This is a genomic window from Pelagibacterium sp. (assembly GCF_965249125.1).
In the GTDB taxonomy this organism is placed as follows: Bacteria; Pseudomonadota; Alphaproteobacteria; order Rhizobiales; family Devosiaceae; genus Pelagibacterium.
On the sequence record NZ_OZ252217.1, the window covers coordinates 1,304,557 to 1,318,992 of the forward strand.

At 58.7% G+C, this 14,436-nt stretch carries 15 protein-coding genes and 2 tRNA genes; 12 read left to right on the forward strand and 5 right to left on the reverse strand.

Annotated elements, in window-relative coordinates; translation table 11 throughout:
* Positions 1-72: 72 nt before the first annotated feature.
* The 5 genes from xylF to ACP148_RS06485 all read left to right on the forward strand — a co-directional run bounded on the left by xylF (position 73) and on the right by ACP148_RS06485 (position 5,011).
* The gene (xylF, locus tag ACP148_RS06465; RefSeq protein ID WP_421951781.1) at positions 73-1,113 is read left to right on the forward strand and encodes a D-xylose ABC transporter substrate-binding protein; all 1,041 of its coding nucleotides are present in this window, start codon (positions 73-75) and stop codon (positions 1,111-1,113) included.
* Between the two features lie 88 nt (positions 1,114-1,201).
* Positions 1,202-2,521 (forward strand): sugar ABC transporter permease, encoded by a 1,320-nt coding sequence (locus tag ACP148_RS06470; RefSeq protein WP_421951782.1) that lies wholly within the window; start codon positions 1,202-1,204, stop codon positions 2,519-2,521.
* Positions 2,522-2,533: 12 nt separating this feature from the next.
* A complete protein-coding gene (locus tag ACP148_RS06475) occupies positions 2,534-3,319 on the forward strand; it encodes an ATP-binding cassette domain-containing protein (protein WP_421951783.1) in 786 nt (261 codons plus the stop codon).
* Between the two features lie 100 nt (positions 3,320-3,419).
* Positions 3,420-4,547 carry an S-(hydroxymethyl)glutathione dehydrogenase/class III alcohol dehydrogenase gene (locus ACP148_RS06480; protein ID WP_421951784.1) on the forward strand — a complete coding sequence of 376 codons (1,128 nt, stop codon included), beginning with the start codon at positions 3,420-3,422 and terminating at the stop codon, positions 4,545-4,547.
* On the forward strand, positions 4,544-5,011 hold the full coding sequence (locus ACP148_RS06485) for a YaiI/YqxD family protein (RefSeq protein WP_425033621.1): 468 nt from the start codon (positions 4,544-4,546) through the stop codon (positions 5,009-5,011). The genes ACP148_RS06480 and ACP148_RS06485 overlap by 4 nt, the downstream gene beginning before the upstream one ends.
* A 47-nt stretch (positions 5,012-5,058) precedes the next feature.
* Here ACP148_RS06485 and rlmB read toward each other — a convergent pair whose 3' ends face one another.
* The gene (gene rlmB / locus ACP148_RS06490; RefSeq protein WP_421951785.1) at positions 5,059-5,811 is read right to left on the reverse strand and encodes a 23S rRNA (guanosine(2251)-2'-O)-methyltransferase RlmB; all 753 of its coding nucleotides are present in this window, start codon (positions 5,809-5,811) and stop codon (positions 5,059-5,061) included.
* A gap of 179 nt (positions 5,812-5,990) precedes the next feature.
* On the opposite strand from rlmB, the gene ACP148_RS06495 reads away from it, so the two are divergent.
* Positions 5,991-6,075, forward strand: a tRNA-Tyr gene (locus ACP148_RS06495).
* Between the two features lie 54 nt (positions 6,076-6,129).
* Positions 6,130-6,203: transfer RNA gene (locus ACP148_RS06500), tRNA-Gly, on the forward strand.
* Between the two features lie 156 nt (positions 6,204-6,359).
* Here the strand turns inward: ACP148_RS06500 and ACP148_RS06505 are convergent.
* Together ACP148_RS06505 and ACP148_RS06510 are read right to left on the reverse strand one after the other, a co-directional pair.
* Positions 6,360-6,650, reverse strand: coding sequence for a hypothetical protein (locus ACP148_RS06505; RefSeq protein ID WP_425033280.1), 291 nt, complete (start codon positions 6,648-6,650; stop codon positions 6,360-6,362).
* 137 nt (positions 6,651-6,787) lie between these two features.
* Positions 6,788-6,973 carry a hypothetical protein gene (locus ACP148_RS06510; RefSeq protein WP_421951786.1) on the reverse strand — a complete coding sequence of 62 codons (186 nt, stop codon included), beginning with the start codon at positions 6,971-6,973 and terminating at the stop codon, positions 6,788-6,790.
* A gap of 137 nt (positions 6,974-7,110) precedes the next feature.
* Here ACP148_RS06510 and ACP148_RS06515 point away from each other — a divergent pair, with 137 nt between their 5' ends.
* Both ACP148_RS06515 and ligD read left to right on the forward strand, forming a co-directional pair.
* Positions 7,111-7,965, forward strand: coding sequence for a Ku protein (locus ACP148_RS06515; RefSeq protein WP_421951787.1), 855 nt, complete (start codon positions 7,111-7,113; stop codon positions 7,963-7,965).
* Positions 7,966-7,967: 2 nt separating this feature from the next.
* A complete protein-coding gene (ligD, locus tag ACP148_RS06520; RefSeq protein ID WP_421951788.1) occupies positions 7,968-10,430 on the forward strand; it encodes a DNA ligase D in 2,463 nt (820 codons plus the stop codon).
* A 1-nt stretch (position 10,431) separates the two neighbouring features.
* On the opposite strand, the gene ACP148_RS06525 is transcribed toward ligD, so the two are convergent.
* A complete protein-coding gene (locus ACP148_RS06525; RefSeq protein ID WP_425033283.1) occupies positions 10,432-11,169 on the reverse strand; it encodes a Crp/Fnr family transcriptional regulator in 738 nt (245 codons plus the stop codon).
* Between the two features lie 20 nt (positions 11,170-11,189).
* Positions 11,190-11,810: a flavodoxin family protein gene (locus ACP148_RS06530; protein WP_425033285.1), complete on the reverse strand. Its 621-nt coding sequence runs from the start codon at positions 11,808-11,810 to the stop codon at positions 11,190-11,192.
* A gap of 266 nt (positions 11,811-12,076) precedes the next feature.
* Here ACP148_RS06530 and ACP148_RS06535 point away from each other — a divergent pair, with 266 nt between their 5' ends.
* The 3 genes from ACP148_RS06535 to ACP148_RS06545 are packed head-to-tail and all read left to right on the forward strand — an operon-like array spanning position 12,077 to position 14,380.
* Positions 12,077-12,439: a response regulator gene (locus tag ACP148_RS06535; protein ID WP_425033287.1), complete on the forward strand. Its 363-nt coding sequence runs from the start codon at positions 12,077-12,079 to the stop codon at positions 12,437-12,439.
* Complete coding sequence (locus ACP148_RS06540; protein ID WP_425033289.1) at positions 12,436-12,942, forward strand: hypothetical protein; 507 nt, start codon at positions 12,436-12,438, stop codon at positions 12,940-12,942. Before ACP148_RS06535 ends, ACP148_RS06540 begins: the two co-directional genes overlap by 4 nt.
* Before the next feature lie 19 nt (positions 12,943-12,961).
* The gene (locus tag ACP148_RS06545) at positions 12,962-14,380 is read left to right on the forward strand and encodes a PAS domain S-box protein (protein WP_425033291.1); all 1,419 of its coding nucleotides are present in this window, start codon (positions 12,962-12,964) and stop codon (positions 14,378-14,380) included.
* Positions 14,381-14,436 lie beyond the last annotated feature (56 nt).

Consider the following 14,436-nt stretch of genomic DNA (forward strand, 5'->3'; position numbering starts at 1 on the left):
AGGAGGCGCGCCGCTGGAGGCATAACCCTTTTAGTGTGGTTGGGCGGACGAGATGTCCGCAGGAGGAAAATCATGAAAACTTTCGCAGCTGCCCTTCTGGGCACGACTGTTCTTTTTGGTCTGGCCGGGGGCGCACTGGCTCAGGACATCACCGTTGGCGTTTCCTGGTCCAATTTCCAGGAAGAGCGCTGGAAGACCGACGAAGCCGCTATTCAGGCCCAGCTTGAAGAAATGGGCGCCAGCTATATTTCCGCAGACGCGCAGTCTTCCGCATCCAAGCAGCTTACCGATATCGAAAGCCTTATCGCTCAGGGCGCAGACGCGCTGATCGTGCTGGCTCAGGATACCGACGCCATCCAGCCGGCAATTGCCGCCGCTGTGGCCGAAGGTATTCCGGTGATCGGCTATGACCGCCTGATCGAAAATGCCGATGCGTTCTACATCACCTTCGACAACAAGGGGGTTGGTCGCCTTCAGGCTGAATCGGTCTTTGCCGTGCAGCCGACCGGCAACTATGTCTTCATCAAGGGCTCGAGCACCGATCCCAACGCTGACTTCCTGCACGAAGGGCAGCTCGAAGTCCTCCAGGACGCGCTCGATGCCGGTGACATCGTCAATGTCGGTGAAGCCTATACCGACGGCTGGCTTCCTGAGAACGCGCAGGCGAACATGGAGCAGTTCCTGACCGCCAATAACAACGAAGTCGATGCTGTCGTTGCTTCCAACGACGGTACTGCCGGCGGCGCCATCGCAGCGCTGGCAGCTCAGGGCCTGGACGGCGCAGTGCCGGTTTCGGGGCAGGATGGCGACCATGCCGCCCTCAACCGCATCGCTCTGGGCACCCAGACCGTGTCGGTCTGGAAGGACAGCCGTGAACTTGGCGCCAAGGCCGCCGAGATCGCAGTTGAGCTGGCCGGCGGCGCAGCGCTTGCCGATATCGAAGGATCGGTGATGTTTGATGGTGGTCCCAACGGCGTTGAAATGACTTCGCTGTTCCTCGCCCCTGTCGCCATTACGCAGGACAACCTCGACGTCGTCATCGACGCCGGCTGGGTTAGCCAGGATGTGGTTTGCCAGGGCGTTGCCGCCGGTTCGGTCGCCGCTTGCGACTGATCTGCTTCATCAAACCTTGATCCGCGGTCGCGGCGCTGTTCTGGCGCCGCGACCCGTTCCATAAGGAACCAGCCCTTTGGGGGAGAGAATGGCCGATCAGAACGCCATGTCATCATCGAACACATCATCGTCCGGTCTCGTGTTGGGCAATCCAATCCAGCGCTTCATGAGCGCCACTGAGATCGATACCCGCCTTCTGGGTATGATCGGCGCGCTGCTGCTGATCTGGATCGGCTTCCACTTCATGTCGGGCGGGCTTTTCATGACGCCCCGAAATCTCTGGAATCTTTCAGTCCAGACAGCATCGATATCGATCATGGCGACCGGCATGGTGCTGGTTATCGTCACACGCAACATCGATCTTTCGGTGGGCTCGCTGCTCGGCGTTATCGCCATGGTGATGGGGGTGACCCAGACGGAATACCTTCCCGCGTTGCTTGGGTTTGGCCATCCCCTGATCTGGGTGATTACACTTGCAGTGGGCATTGCATGCGGTCTGGCCATCGGCGCATTGCAAGGTTCGATCATTGCCTATCTCAAAGTGCCGGCCTTTATCGTTACGCTCGGAGGCTATCTTGTCTGGCGTGGTGCTGCCTGGTGGGTCACGTCTGGACGCACGGTTGCTCCGCTCGACACGACTTTCCGCCTTATGGGTGGGGGACCTGACGGCGCCGTGGGGTATACGGTCAGCTGGATTTTGGCGATCATTGCCTGTCTAGCCATTGGCGCCTATCTCATCTATGCGCGCCAGCAGCGGCGGCGGTTCAATTTCCCCCAGCGCCCCGTCTGGGCTGAGGGCGTTCTTGCCGTGCTCGGATGCGGCGCCGTGATTGGTGCGGTGATGATCTTCAATGCCTATCCCTGGCCGATCCGCATTGCCGAAAACTATGCAAACGCCAACAACATCCCTGTTCCCGAAGGCGGGTTGTTCATCTCGCATGGCATTGCCATTCCGGTGCTGATTGCCGTTGGGGCAGGTGTGGTGATGACCTTTATCGCGACACGCACCCGGTTCGGACGGTATGTCTTTGCCATGGGCGGTAGCCCTGAGGCAGCCGAACTCGCCGGCATCAACACCCGCTGGGTGACCGTCAAGATTTTCATGCTTATGGGCATGCTCTGCGCCGTCGCCGCGTCGATCTCGTCGGCCCGGCTCAATGCCGCAACAAACGCCATGGGCACGCTCGACGAGCTCTATGTCATCGCAGCGGCGGTGATTGGTGGCACCTCGCTTTCGGGCGGTGTGGGCACCATCGTCGGCGCCATGATTGGCGCGCTCGTCATGCAGTCACTTCAGTCTGGCATGGTCCTGATGGGGCTCGATAGCCCGCTTCAGTCGATTGTGGTGGGCATCGTCCTTGTGGTCGCTGTCTGGCTCGATACGCTCTACCGCAATCGCGGGCAGTAAGGATTTGAATCGATGAACCAACACGTGACAACTCCGCTCGTCGAACTCGAAGACATCTCCATTGCGTTCGGCGGCATACGTGCCGTCGACGGCGCCTCGATCGACCTTTACCCCGGTGAGGTTGTCGGGCTGCTCGGGCACAATGGCGCGGGAAAATCGACGCTCATCAAGATTTTGTCCGGCGCCTACAAGCGCGATTCCGGGGATATTCGAATCGACGGACAGGCGGCGACGATCAACAATCCCCGCGATGCCAAGGGATACGGTATCGAGACGATCTATCAGACCCTGGCGGTCGCCGACAATGTGGATGCGGCGGCCAATCTGTTCCTCGGACGCGAGTTGACGACCGCGATCGGTACGCTTGACGACGTCGCGATGGAGCACAAGGCGCGCGAGGTGATGGGGCGTCTCAACCCGAATTTCCGGCGCTTCAAGGAACCGGTCAAAGCCCTTTCGGGTGGTCAGCGCCAGTCGGTGGCCATCGCCCGGGCGATCCTGTTCAATGCCCGTATCCTGATCATGGACGAACCGACCGCCGCGCTGGGGCCGCAGGAAACCACGCAGGTGGGCGATCTCATCAAGCAGCTCAAGGCCGATGGCATCGGCATTTTCCTTATCAGTCACGACATCCATGACGTGTTCGATCTGGCGGACCGGGTCTGCGTGATGAAAAACGGTCAGGTGGTCGGCACCGCCAAGACCTCCGAGGTCACCAAGGATGAGGTGCTGGGGATGATCATTCTGGGCAAGTGCCCTCCCGGGGCCACCCCGGGGCCTGGAGCGATGAAAGAATAAAAGAGCGGGCGCTTCGGCGCCCGTTATCGTCTTCAGTCGTTGCTCTCGGTATTCAGCCTGTGCCACTTTTGCCTCGAGAATGGAATCGAGGAGATGGACGATGAAAACGCGGGCGGCGGTAGCATTCGAGGCGGGTAGGCCACTGGAGATCGTCGAGTTGGACCTCGAGGGCCCCAAGGCGGGTGAAGTGCTCGTCGAGATCAAGGCGACAGGCATCTGCCATACTGACGATTTCACGCTTTCCGGTGCCGATCCCGAGGGGCTTTTTCCATCGGTTCTGGGCCATGAGGGCGCCGGTGTTGTCGTGGAAGTCGGTGCAGGCGTGACATCTGTCAAACCCGGCGATCACGTCATTCCGCTCTATACGCCCGAGTGCCGGGAATGCCCGTCCTGCCTGTCGCGCAAGACCAATCTTTGCACCGCCATTCGCGCCACGCAGGGTCAGGGGTTGATGCCGGATGGCACCTCGCGGTTCTCCTACAAGGGCCGGCCGGTGTTCCATTACATGGGCTGCTCGACCTTTTCGAACTATACGGTCATGCCTGAAATTGCGGTCGCAAAGATCGATGCCAATGCCCCGTTCGACAAGGTCTGTTATGTCGGCTGCGGCGTCACCACAGGCGTTGGTGCCGTGCTCAACACCGCCAAGGTGGAGCAGGGGGCCACTGCCGTCGTGTTCGGGCTCGGAGGGATCGGCCTCAACGTCATCCAGGGCCTGCGCATGGCGGGCGCCGACATGATCATCGGCGTCGATCTCAACAACGACAAAAAAAGCTGGGGCGAGCGCTTCGGGATGACCCATTTCGTCAACCCACGCGAGATCGAGGGCGATATCGTTGGCCATATCGTCAACATGACCAAGCGGGGCGCCGATCAGATCGGCGGCGCCGACTACACATTCGATTGCACGGGAAACGTGACCGTCATGCGCCAGGCTCTCGAAGCGAGCCATAGAGGCTGGGGTAAATCGGTGATTATCGGGGTGGCTGGCGCAGGACAGGAAATTTCCACGCGTCCCTTCCAGCTTGTCACCGGTCGCACATGGATGGGAACGGCGTTCGGCGGGGCAAGAGGACGCACGGACGTGCCCAAAATCGTCGACTGGTACATGAACGGCAAGATCGAAATCGATCCGATGATTACCCATACGCTGCGGCTCGAGGACATCAACAAGGGTTTTGAGTTGATGCATGCGGGCGAATCCATTCGCTCGGTGATTCTCTACTGAGCATGCCCGAAATTTACGTCGATGCCGATGCCTGCCCGGTCAAGGCCGAAGTCACGCGCGTTGCCGAGCGGCATGGGCTCGTGGTTACCTTCGTTGCGAATTTCGGCCTTCGACCGTCGCGCGATCCCATGATCCGAAATGTCATGGTACCCCAGGGCGCCGATGCGGCGGACGACTGGATCGTCGATCATGCCGTGGCCGGCGATATCGTCATCACTTCCGATATCCCGTTGGCGTCGCGCGCATTGGAAAAAGACGTCCATGTCCTGGGGCCGACCGGCAAACCGTTTACAAAGGCGTCGATCGGCATGGCGATGGCGATGCGCGAACTCAACCAGCACCTGCGCGAAACCGGCGAAAGCAAAGGCTACAATCGCGAATTCACCGCTCGCGACAAATCCAGCTTTCTCCAGGCGCTCGATGAGCTTGCAGTCCGGACTAAGCGTGAAGATCGCGGCAAGTAATTGTTTGCTAGAGCCGAGGATTTGTTTCAATCAGATCCTGAACGGCTCTAGCCGGTCGTGGCGGCAAACAGGGCAATTGCCGCGGCGTTTGAGACGTTGAGCGACTTGATTGGCCCGGGCATATCGAGACGAACCATCTCGTCGCACAGTGATCGCGTCTTCTGACGCAACCCCTTGCCTTCGGCGCCCAGAACGATGGCGAGCTTGCCGCCGGCGGGGCGGGGGCGCAGCAGTCCGGGCGCCTCGGAATCAAACCCGAGGCACACGAGGCCCTTGCCTTTGAGGGTTTCGAGCGCGTCGCCGAGATTCCGGACCGAAACCATGGGAATCAGATCCAGTGCTCCGGAGGCCGACTTGGCCAGCACACCCGTTTCCCGCGGTGCATAACGCGCGGTCGTGATGACAGCATCGGCCCCGAAAGCGCAGGCTGTGCGCAGGATGGCGCCGACGTTGTGCGGATCGGTGACCTGATCGAGGACGATCACGAGGTCGAGTTTTTCGATATCGTTGAGCCCAAACCGGTCGACCGGTTCGACTTCCAACGCCACGCCCTGGTGCACGGCATCGGCGCCGAGCAGTTTGTCGAGGTCGCGGGGCGTCGTCTCTTCCACTGCCAATTGGGGCAGCGCGGCGCCCTCTGCCAACCTGTTCAGGCCGTTCGGCGTGGCCAGCAGCCGCCGCTTGGCCCGGCGCGGATTGTCAAGCGCCGCGCGAACGGTGTGCAGGCCGTAAAGATAGACCGGGCCATCGTCGGGGAGGACGGGCGGGCGTTTTTTCGGCGGGAACTTATTCTTGCTCATGGCAATGGCGTATCGCTTTGCCGCGAACTCGGCAAGCGACAAGCACAGTGGTGAAACATACGAAATTTCCTTGCGATGGCAGTTGACAGGACAGGTCGCTACCACCATAAACCGCCCCGTGATGGTGTTCGGAAACGGGTGCCTTCGCAAATGCCTCGCTTCGCCGATGTCACGATTGGGGAGGGGTGGGAGAGTGGTTAAATCCATCAGACTGTAAATCTGACCGCTTAGCGTACGCTGGTTCGAATCCAGCCCCCTCCACCAAAATCGTGCTTGCCCGTTGGGCTCGAACCGGACAGAGTGGCGAGACACCCTCGGGCGGGTGTAGCTCAATGGTAGAGCAGAAGCCTTCCAAGCTTACGACGAGGGTTCGATTCCCTTCACCCGCTCCATTTACCCGATCAGTGCTGTGGCGCCAAAGGGTTGAAATCTTTCTGAAATTCTCTGTTTCGAGGTGGTCAAGGCGCTAAATTGTGCAACAAGATGCGCAATTATAAGTGATGCGCGAGCTCCGGCATGCCCCGAAAACGAGGCCATGACCGCTTTCTTCAGCGACGAGATGACCGCTGGCAGTATGTGCGTCGGGTTGCCGGTCGGTGGCGCTGGAACAATGCGTCGAGCAGCCTGGCCGTTTCCATCTCCTCATCGTCTGGAACACACTTGAAGATCACACTGTCCATTTTCGCAATTCCGAAGATTTCCAGAAATGGCGCGCCCTTGTGGGAGAGTATTTCGTGGAGCCGCCGCAGGTCGTCCATTTCCAGGTTGAAAAACCCATTACCGCAGACTGACTGACGGTTGCGTTGACGAAAGGCAAGTTGCGGGCTTGCCATATCCATCCGACAGTCATTGGACGTTGGGAGCAGCGCCGTCTAGCGGAGGAGGTCACCAAAATCCTTGCAGAGCGTCCGCGCGGGGCGGGGCCGGACAACGAAGAATGCGTTGCGATGTTATGGCTGGCAAAGCTTGCCCATAGCTAGAGTTTAACAACCGTCCGGGACACCGCGCTCTGGCGGAGCAGGGCAAGGCGGATGAGGATGTGATTGGGACAGTTGTGCGTATTGGCAATACGCAAAGCGCTTTCTTCGAGCTTCAGCAATCGATGCTTGTGCTGGGCGATTTCTTCACGCACCGATTGTGCAACGGTCTTTTGCGGTTCCATTTGGGGCTCCATCATAGGCTACGATCTTATAGCAGTAGCCTGCACGTGCATTAACCTGAGTTAGTGCCAGCCGTTTGGAACCTGGCCCCATGTTTGGAATTGAATCGGCAACGCCGCTTTGTTTTCAGGACAGTCCCATGCCTTCTGCACGTCCCATCTGGAAAGGTCAGATCAGATTGTCTCTGGTCGCTATACCGGTCGAACTCTATTCGGCTTCAAAAACAGGCGCTCGTTTGTCCTTTCGCCAGATTCACGAGCCGTCGGGCAAACCTGTAAAGTATGAGAAGGTCGTGCCCGGTATCGGCCCCATTGACTCAGACGAGATACTCAAGGGCTTCGAATATGAGAAAAACGACTTCGTTCTGCTCGAGGACGAGGAGATAGACGCAGTCAAGCTCGAAACTCGCAAAACCCTCGAACTTGTTCAGTTCGTGGGGGGATGTGAGATCGATCCGATCTATTTCGACAAATCCTATTATGTCGTCCCTCAGGACGATCTGGCGGAGGACGCGTTCCGAGTGGTTCGCGACGCGCTTCGCTCGACCGAAAAGATCGGACTGGGGCAAATTGCAATGCGCGGGCGCGAATATATCTGCGCATTAAAGCCGTGTGGTTCCGGGCTCTTGCTGGAAACGCTTCATTACGAAGATGAAATCCGAAAGTCCGACCCATTCTTCTCCGGCATATCGAAAACCAAGGCGGAAAAGGACCTTCTGGAGGTCGCCACCCAGCTCATCGAACGCAAAACAGCGCCGTTCGAGGCCGGAAAGTTCAAGGATCATTACACCCAGGCCCTTCGTGCCCTTGTCGACAAGAAACTCAAATCCAAGGGCAAGCGAAAAGTTTCCACCGATGCCGACGAGCCCACGGTTGCAGAAACCAAAGGCAACGTGATCGATCTGATGGACGCTTTGAAATCGAGCCTGGAAGGCACGGGCGGACGTAAGAAGGCAGCGAAATCAACGAAAACGACGCGCAAGAAGGCAAGCTGAGAATGGCTCGGGCTCGCGATCTGCTCGACGAATACCGCGCCAAACGGGATTTTAAGCAAACCAGTGAACCCCGAGGCGACAAGGACGTATCTTCAGGCAACATATTCGTCGTGCAAAAGCACGACGCGACGCGGCTCCATTACGACTTTCGGATCGAATATGAGGGCGTGCTCAAGAGCTGGGCGGTGACCCGGGGGCCGAGTACCGATCCGGCAGAGAAGCGCCTGGCAGTCAGAACCGAGGATCACCCGCTCGATTACGCCACCTTCGAGGGCACAATTCCCAAGGGACAGTACGGGGGCGGCACGGTCATGCTCTGGGATTTCGGGACGTGGGAGCCAATCGAAGAGCCAAAAAAGGGGTTCAGGTCCGGCAAGCTCAAAATCCGCCTCAAGGGGGATCGAATGAAGGGCGACTGGGCCTTGATCCGAATGAAGCCGAAGTCCGGCGAGAAGCGCCAGAACTGGCTGCTTATCAAGGAACACGACGATTTCGCGACCCAAGACGGATCCAGACTGCTCGACAAGGACACAAGCGTATCGACGGGCCGCAAGATGAGCGCAATTGCAAAGGGACAACCGCCAGCAAAAAAGGCAAAAGCGGCGGCGCGATCTTTGCCGAAATTCGTCGAGCCGCAGCTGGCGACGCTTGTCGACAGCGTTCCGGCGGGCGATGGTTGGCTGTTCGAGATGAAATATGACGGCTACCGCTGCATCGCCGCTGTTTCGGGCGAAAATGTACAACTGTACACGCGCAATGGCCTCGATTGGACCGACAAGTTCGGCTCTCTCGTCGCGCCCATGTCATCGCTCACGAAATCCAGCGCGCTGCTGGATGGGGAGATTTGTGCGTTTGATGAAAACGGCAAGACCAATTTTTCGGCGTTGAAGTCGCATCTTTCCGAAGGTGGACCTCTCGTCTATTTCGCATTCGATCTTCTTGAAAGCGATGGCAAGTCCTTGCGGTCAAAGCCGCTTTCGGTGCGCAAGGCGGCACTCGGAGACCTCTTGGGCCGTCGAACACGCCATGACCCAGTTCAACTATCACCCGACATAGCGGGTAAGGGCGACGAGGTGTTTGCGGCCATCTGTAAGGCAGGCCACGAGGGTATCATAGCTAAACATGGATCGGCGCCTTATCGCTCGGGCCGCGGCAAATCCTGGCGCAAGATCAAATGCACACTGCGGCAGGAATTTGTAATCGTTGGCTGGTCTCCTTCGGAAAAGAGGCGCGGCATGTTCGCATCATTGCTGCTGGCGACCCAGGAGGGCGGAAAGCTGGTCTATCGCGGCCGGGTGGGTACGGGATTTTCCGATGATATGCGGTCCAACATTCAGAACATGCTGAAAAAAGATTCCCGCAAGACCGCACCGTTGAGCGGCGTGCCAAGCGCGATGGCGCGCGGTGCGCATTGGGTCTCGCCGCGCCATCTGGCCGAGATCGCCTATACCGAGCTGACGCCCGATGGAATCTTGCGCCATCCCTCTTTTCTGGGCCTAAGAGAGGACAAGCCGGCCAAGGGCATCGGCCTGGAGCGGCCCGCGAAGGTACGGGGAGGAAACACCATGTCGTTGACTGAAGATACCGGGATGGCCGCCGCCGAAGAGGCGGGTATCAAACTTTCGAGTCCAGACAAGGTGCTCTATCCGGGGCAGGGGGTAACTAAAGGAAAGCTCGCCGCATACTACGCATCGGTGGCAGAGGCCATGATGCCCTATATCGCAAATCGCCCATTGAGCCTTGTCCGCTGCCCTGCGGGCCGGGCCAAACAATGCTTTTTCCAAAAGCACGACACTGGCGGCTTCGCCCAGGGCATGAACACCATCAAGATCAAGGAAAAGGACGGCGAGATCGACAGCTATTTCACTCTGGACGGTCTCGAGGGCCTGTTGGCGGGTGTGCAGATGGGGGTATTGGAGTTCCATATCTGGGGCTCGCGACGCGATGCGGTCGAAAAGCCCGATAGAATTGTTTTCGACATTGATCCCGATGAGGGCCTCGATTTCGGTGATGTAAAATCCGCGGCGCTCGATATTCGCGATCGGTTGGCTGACCTGGGCCTTGCGACCTTTGCAATGGTGACCGGCGGCAAGGGTATCCATGTGATCGCGCCCGTCATCCGCCGCGCTGAATGGCCGGAGGTCAAAGCGTTTGCCACCGGGCTTGCAAAACAGATGGCCGAGGATGAGCCAGGCAGGTTTACCGCGACACTTTCGAAAAAGGCCCGCAAAGGGAAACTCTTCATCGACTATCTGCGCAACGAGCGGGGATCGACGGCCATTGCGCCGTACTCTAGCCGGGCTAGAGAGGGCGCTCCTGTCGCAGTTCCCGTGGGCTGGGATGAAGTCGAAACACTTTCCGCGGCTAACGGCTTTTCCCTCGAAGCGGCCGTTGAGCGGTCGCAAGACAATCCCTGGCCAAACTATGGGAAACTGCGCCAGTCGCTTCCCAAATCGGTAAAATAGCTCAGGCCGGGATCGGCTTGGTACTGTTGGGTTCGCGCAAATGCAGATAGCCCGGTGAAAACAGGCCCAGGGCGGCCAGTGCGTCGAAGTCGAACAATTCGACTATGCCCGATTGAAATGCGATCAGGCCCGATTTGCGCAGTTCCTGAAGCGTGCGGTTGACGTGGACGGTGGAAAGGCCCAGTACGTCTGCCAACTCGCTTTGGGTCAGCGGCAGGGGAAACCGCGACCCGGTGTTGCGCCCGACGGCGGCAAGCCGAAGGTAGATTTCACACAGCAGGTGGGCGACCCGCTCGAGGGCGGACCGTTTTCCTATGCTGACCAGCCATTCGCGGGAAATCGATTCTTCGACAAGCGTTGTGCTCCAGAGCGCTCTTGTTGCGCGTGGTGAGGTCTCAAGCAGTCTGAGCAGGTTCTCGTTCGGAATGGCGCTCATCGAAAGCGGCGACAGGGCGGCCAGAAAAGGCTGCGTCCCACCCAGCACGAACTGGCGCAGATCGATGACGTCGCCGGGAACCAGGATGGAAAGAATTTGCCGGCGCCCGTCGGGCAAATCGCGGTAGCGGCAGGCAAAGCCATCGTCGATGACATGGACATGGTTATCGAGCAGCTTGCCCGCAAGCGTGACATTTCTGGTTGAAAACTGACGTAGTTGGGTGGGAAGAGTCAGAAGGCCCGCGCGATCCGCCGCTTCCAAGGGCATATGGCTTTCGAGCCGGGCAACGAGCAACTCGGTCACGTGTTACACTTCTCCAGCTTTCATTTTACGCCCGGGTAGGGATTGTCCGCCAGCAGCCGGGCGAGATGTACGGTCGTCTCTACAACCATCTTGGCGGCGCCAGCAACGGTCTCGGGAATCTCGCCCAGATCGCGAAAGTCCGTAGAGCCCATGGCTGGGCCTACCCAATACGATACCGCGTTGGGTGCTATGGAAAACCCCACATCGTTGAGCGCCTGAAACAGTTCAGCCGATACATGATGCGCTCCATCTTCATTTCCGACAACCGCCACGGCCGCAACCTTACCATAGCTGGGCATGCGCCCCTCGCCATCTTTCTCAGAAATGAAGGCATCCATTCGCTCGAGCGCCCGCTTTATGACGCTCGACGGCTGCCCCATCCAAACCGGCGTTCCGGCAATCAGGATGTCCGCTGCCAGAATTTTCTCCCGAATTTCCGGCCATGCGTCGCCAGGACCTTCATCGGACGTCACGCCCGGCAGAATGTTGTGATCGGCCAGGCGTATGGTTTCACCGTGCATGTCGTGTCTGGCGAAGCCTTCCATAAGAAGGCCGATCATGCGATCGGTCGAGGATCTTTCGTCATTTTTCGATGTCTTGAGCGTGCCGTTGAGTGCAAGAACCTTGAGGGATTGAGCCATTTTGAGATGTCATGCAAATTCGAGGTGGGATTGATCCATGTTAATTTGGGCTCGGCCAGATTTCGTATCCGGCGGCGAGCCGCATGGTTGTTCTCGGTACCAACGAACCCATTGCAAACGCGTTCCAACTGGACGTGAGGGCCGATCGCCTAATATGGTCGATCTGTGCAACGAAGTCTGTCGTTGTTGCTTTTGCACTCGGAGCGGCGGACCAGGCGGAGTAATTTATGGACGCGGCGTACCCAACATTGTCCGGGAAAGCCATTATGGTCGTTGAAGACGAATATTTGATCGCCCTCAATATCGAGATGGCCATTGTCGATCTGGGCGCGAGCGTTGTGGGCCCTTTTTCTCAGGTTGATGATGCACTAGCCGCTTTGCAGGGAAGTGCTAATCTTCCAGATGCAGCCATTCTCGACATCAATGTGCGGGGACAGCACGTCTTTCCCGTAGCTGACCGGTTGCAAGAGCGTAACATCCCCTTTGTCTTTGCCACAGGCTATGACAACTGGACCATCCCAACCCATCTCGCCCATGTACAGCGCTTCGAAAAACCCACTGATCCAGTGCGATTGATAGGTGCGCTTGCCAGTCAATTCGTCCGGCGGGACGAGTCGGGGGCTGCATGAGCGCGCTCGAACAAACGGTGCCGGATTCGATCGCCGGAAAATGCGTTCTGGTCGTTGAGGATGATTACGTTCTGGCGCGTGAGGTTTGCAATGATCTCAAGAGTCACGGCGTGAACGTTCTGGGGCCGGCACCCACCGTTCACTATGCCAGCCTTATCATTGGAAGACGGCGTCTCGATGGGGCAATTCTCGACATCAAGCTGTTTGGACAAGAAGTTTACGAACTCGTCGACGTGCTGATGGCCCGCGGCGTTCCGATCGTCTTCGCCACGGCCTACCAAAAGGACCGCATCAATGCGCGCTACAGGTCGGTCGATACGTTACACAAACCGCTGGATCTTGGGCACCTCAGGCGCAAGGTTGCCGGTTTCCGGCCGCAGCAGCCGGCCACCCGGGCGATAGACCCCGAACCTGTGCCTGAACCAGCCACTCCCCGTGCGCACCAAACAGTTCAAGACCGATGGGCGCGGCTGTTGTGCAGCGCAATGCGGGACGGCGCCTGATACGGCTCGGGAGGCCGATATGATCGACGATAAGGGCAAAAGTGGCGCCCGAGACGGGGCCATGCTTTCCATGGACGGGGAGGAGAGGTTCCGCCTTATCGTTGACAATGCGCGAGACTACGCGATTTTCACGACTGACAGAGAAGGCAATATCGATAGCTGGCCGCCGGGTGCAGCCAACGTCTTTGGGTGGTCGATAGAAGAAATTCTAGGCAGGCCGGCAGCCATGCTGTTTACGCCCGAGGACAGGGAAAGCGGCGCCCCGCGGCAGGAATTCGAGACGGCGTTGTTGCGCGGCCATGCCCCTGATGTGCGCTGGCATCAACACAGGTCGGGTTCACGGGTCTATATCGAGGGCAGCGTATGGCCACTCAAGGACGCCGATGGCGCCCCCAAGGGGTTTCTCAAGATCGGCCAGGACATGACACTGCGGCGCCAGCACGAGATTGCGCTTATGGAAAGCGAAGAGCGCTTCCGGTTGCTTGCAACAACGGTGCCTCATCTTGTTTTCCGGTCGACGACGGAAGGGCGCAGAACCTGGGCCAGCCCACAATGGACGGCTTATACCGGCATGAGCGATGAACAATCCGAAGGTTATGGCTGGCTTGAGGCAATTCATCCCGACGACCGTGAGGTCGCACTCGTCAAATGGGATGAAGCGGGGGAGGATGGTGAAAGCTACTACGGCGAGCATCGTATTCGCCGCAAACACGACGGCATGTATCGCTGGCATCAGACCCGGGCCGTTCCTATTCGTTTTTCCATGGACGGGCCGAATGAATGGGTCGGATCGGCGTCCGACATCCACGATATGCGCCAGTTGCAGGAGCGGCAGGGCATCCTGGTGGGTGAGCTGCAGCACCGCACGCGAAACCTGCTTGCCGTCGTGCGGTCCATCGCATCGCAAACGTCCTCTACGGTAGCTTCGCTTGATGAATTTCAGGCAGCCTTCGATCATCGCCTGGGCGCTCTTTCGCGTGTTCAAGGGTTGCTGTCGCGGGCCGAGGGCGAGGCGGTTACTGTCGAGTCCCTGCTGCGCATGGAACTCGATGCCGTCACTGACGACTGGAGCCGGATTGAGATCGAGGGGCCGCGCATTCTGGTGGGCGATGGAACTCTGCAGACGCTCACGCTGGTCATGCATGAGTTGAGCACCAACGCTGCCCGGCACGGCGCCTTGTCGGATCCGCAGGGCAAGGTCATTATTCAATGGTTCCGGCGCAATGATCGCGACGAGGATGCTGCTGGATGTTTGGTCATAGAGTGGCGTGAGAAATTTTCTTCTCGCACGCCCGACCCAGCGCGCTCGCGCGGTTTTGGTCGGCAATTAATCGAGGAGGCAATACCCTATCAGCTTGGGGCCTCGACCCGGTTCATCCTTGAAGAAACCGGGCTCCACTGCGTTCTCAGTCTTCCACTTGACCCACAGGATGAATAGCGGGGAACCTGCCGGCGACGCATGGCATTGACCCTGGGTAACGGCGCTGGCAGGGG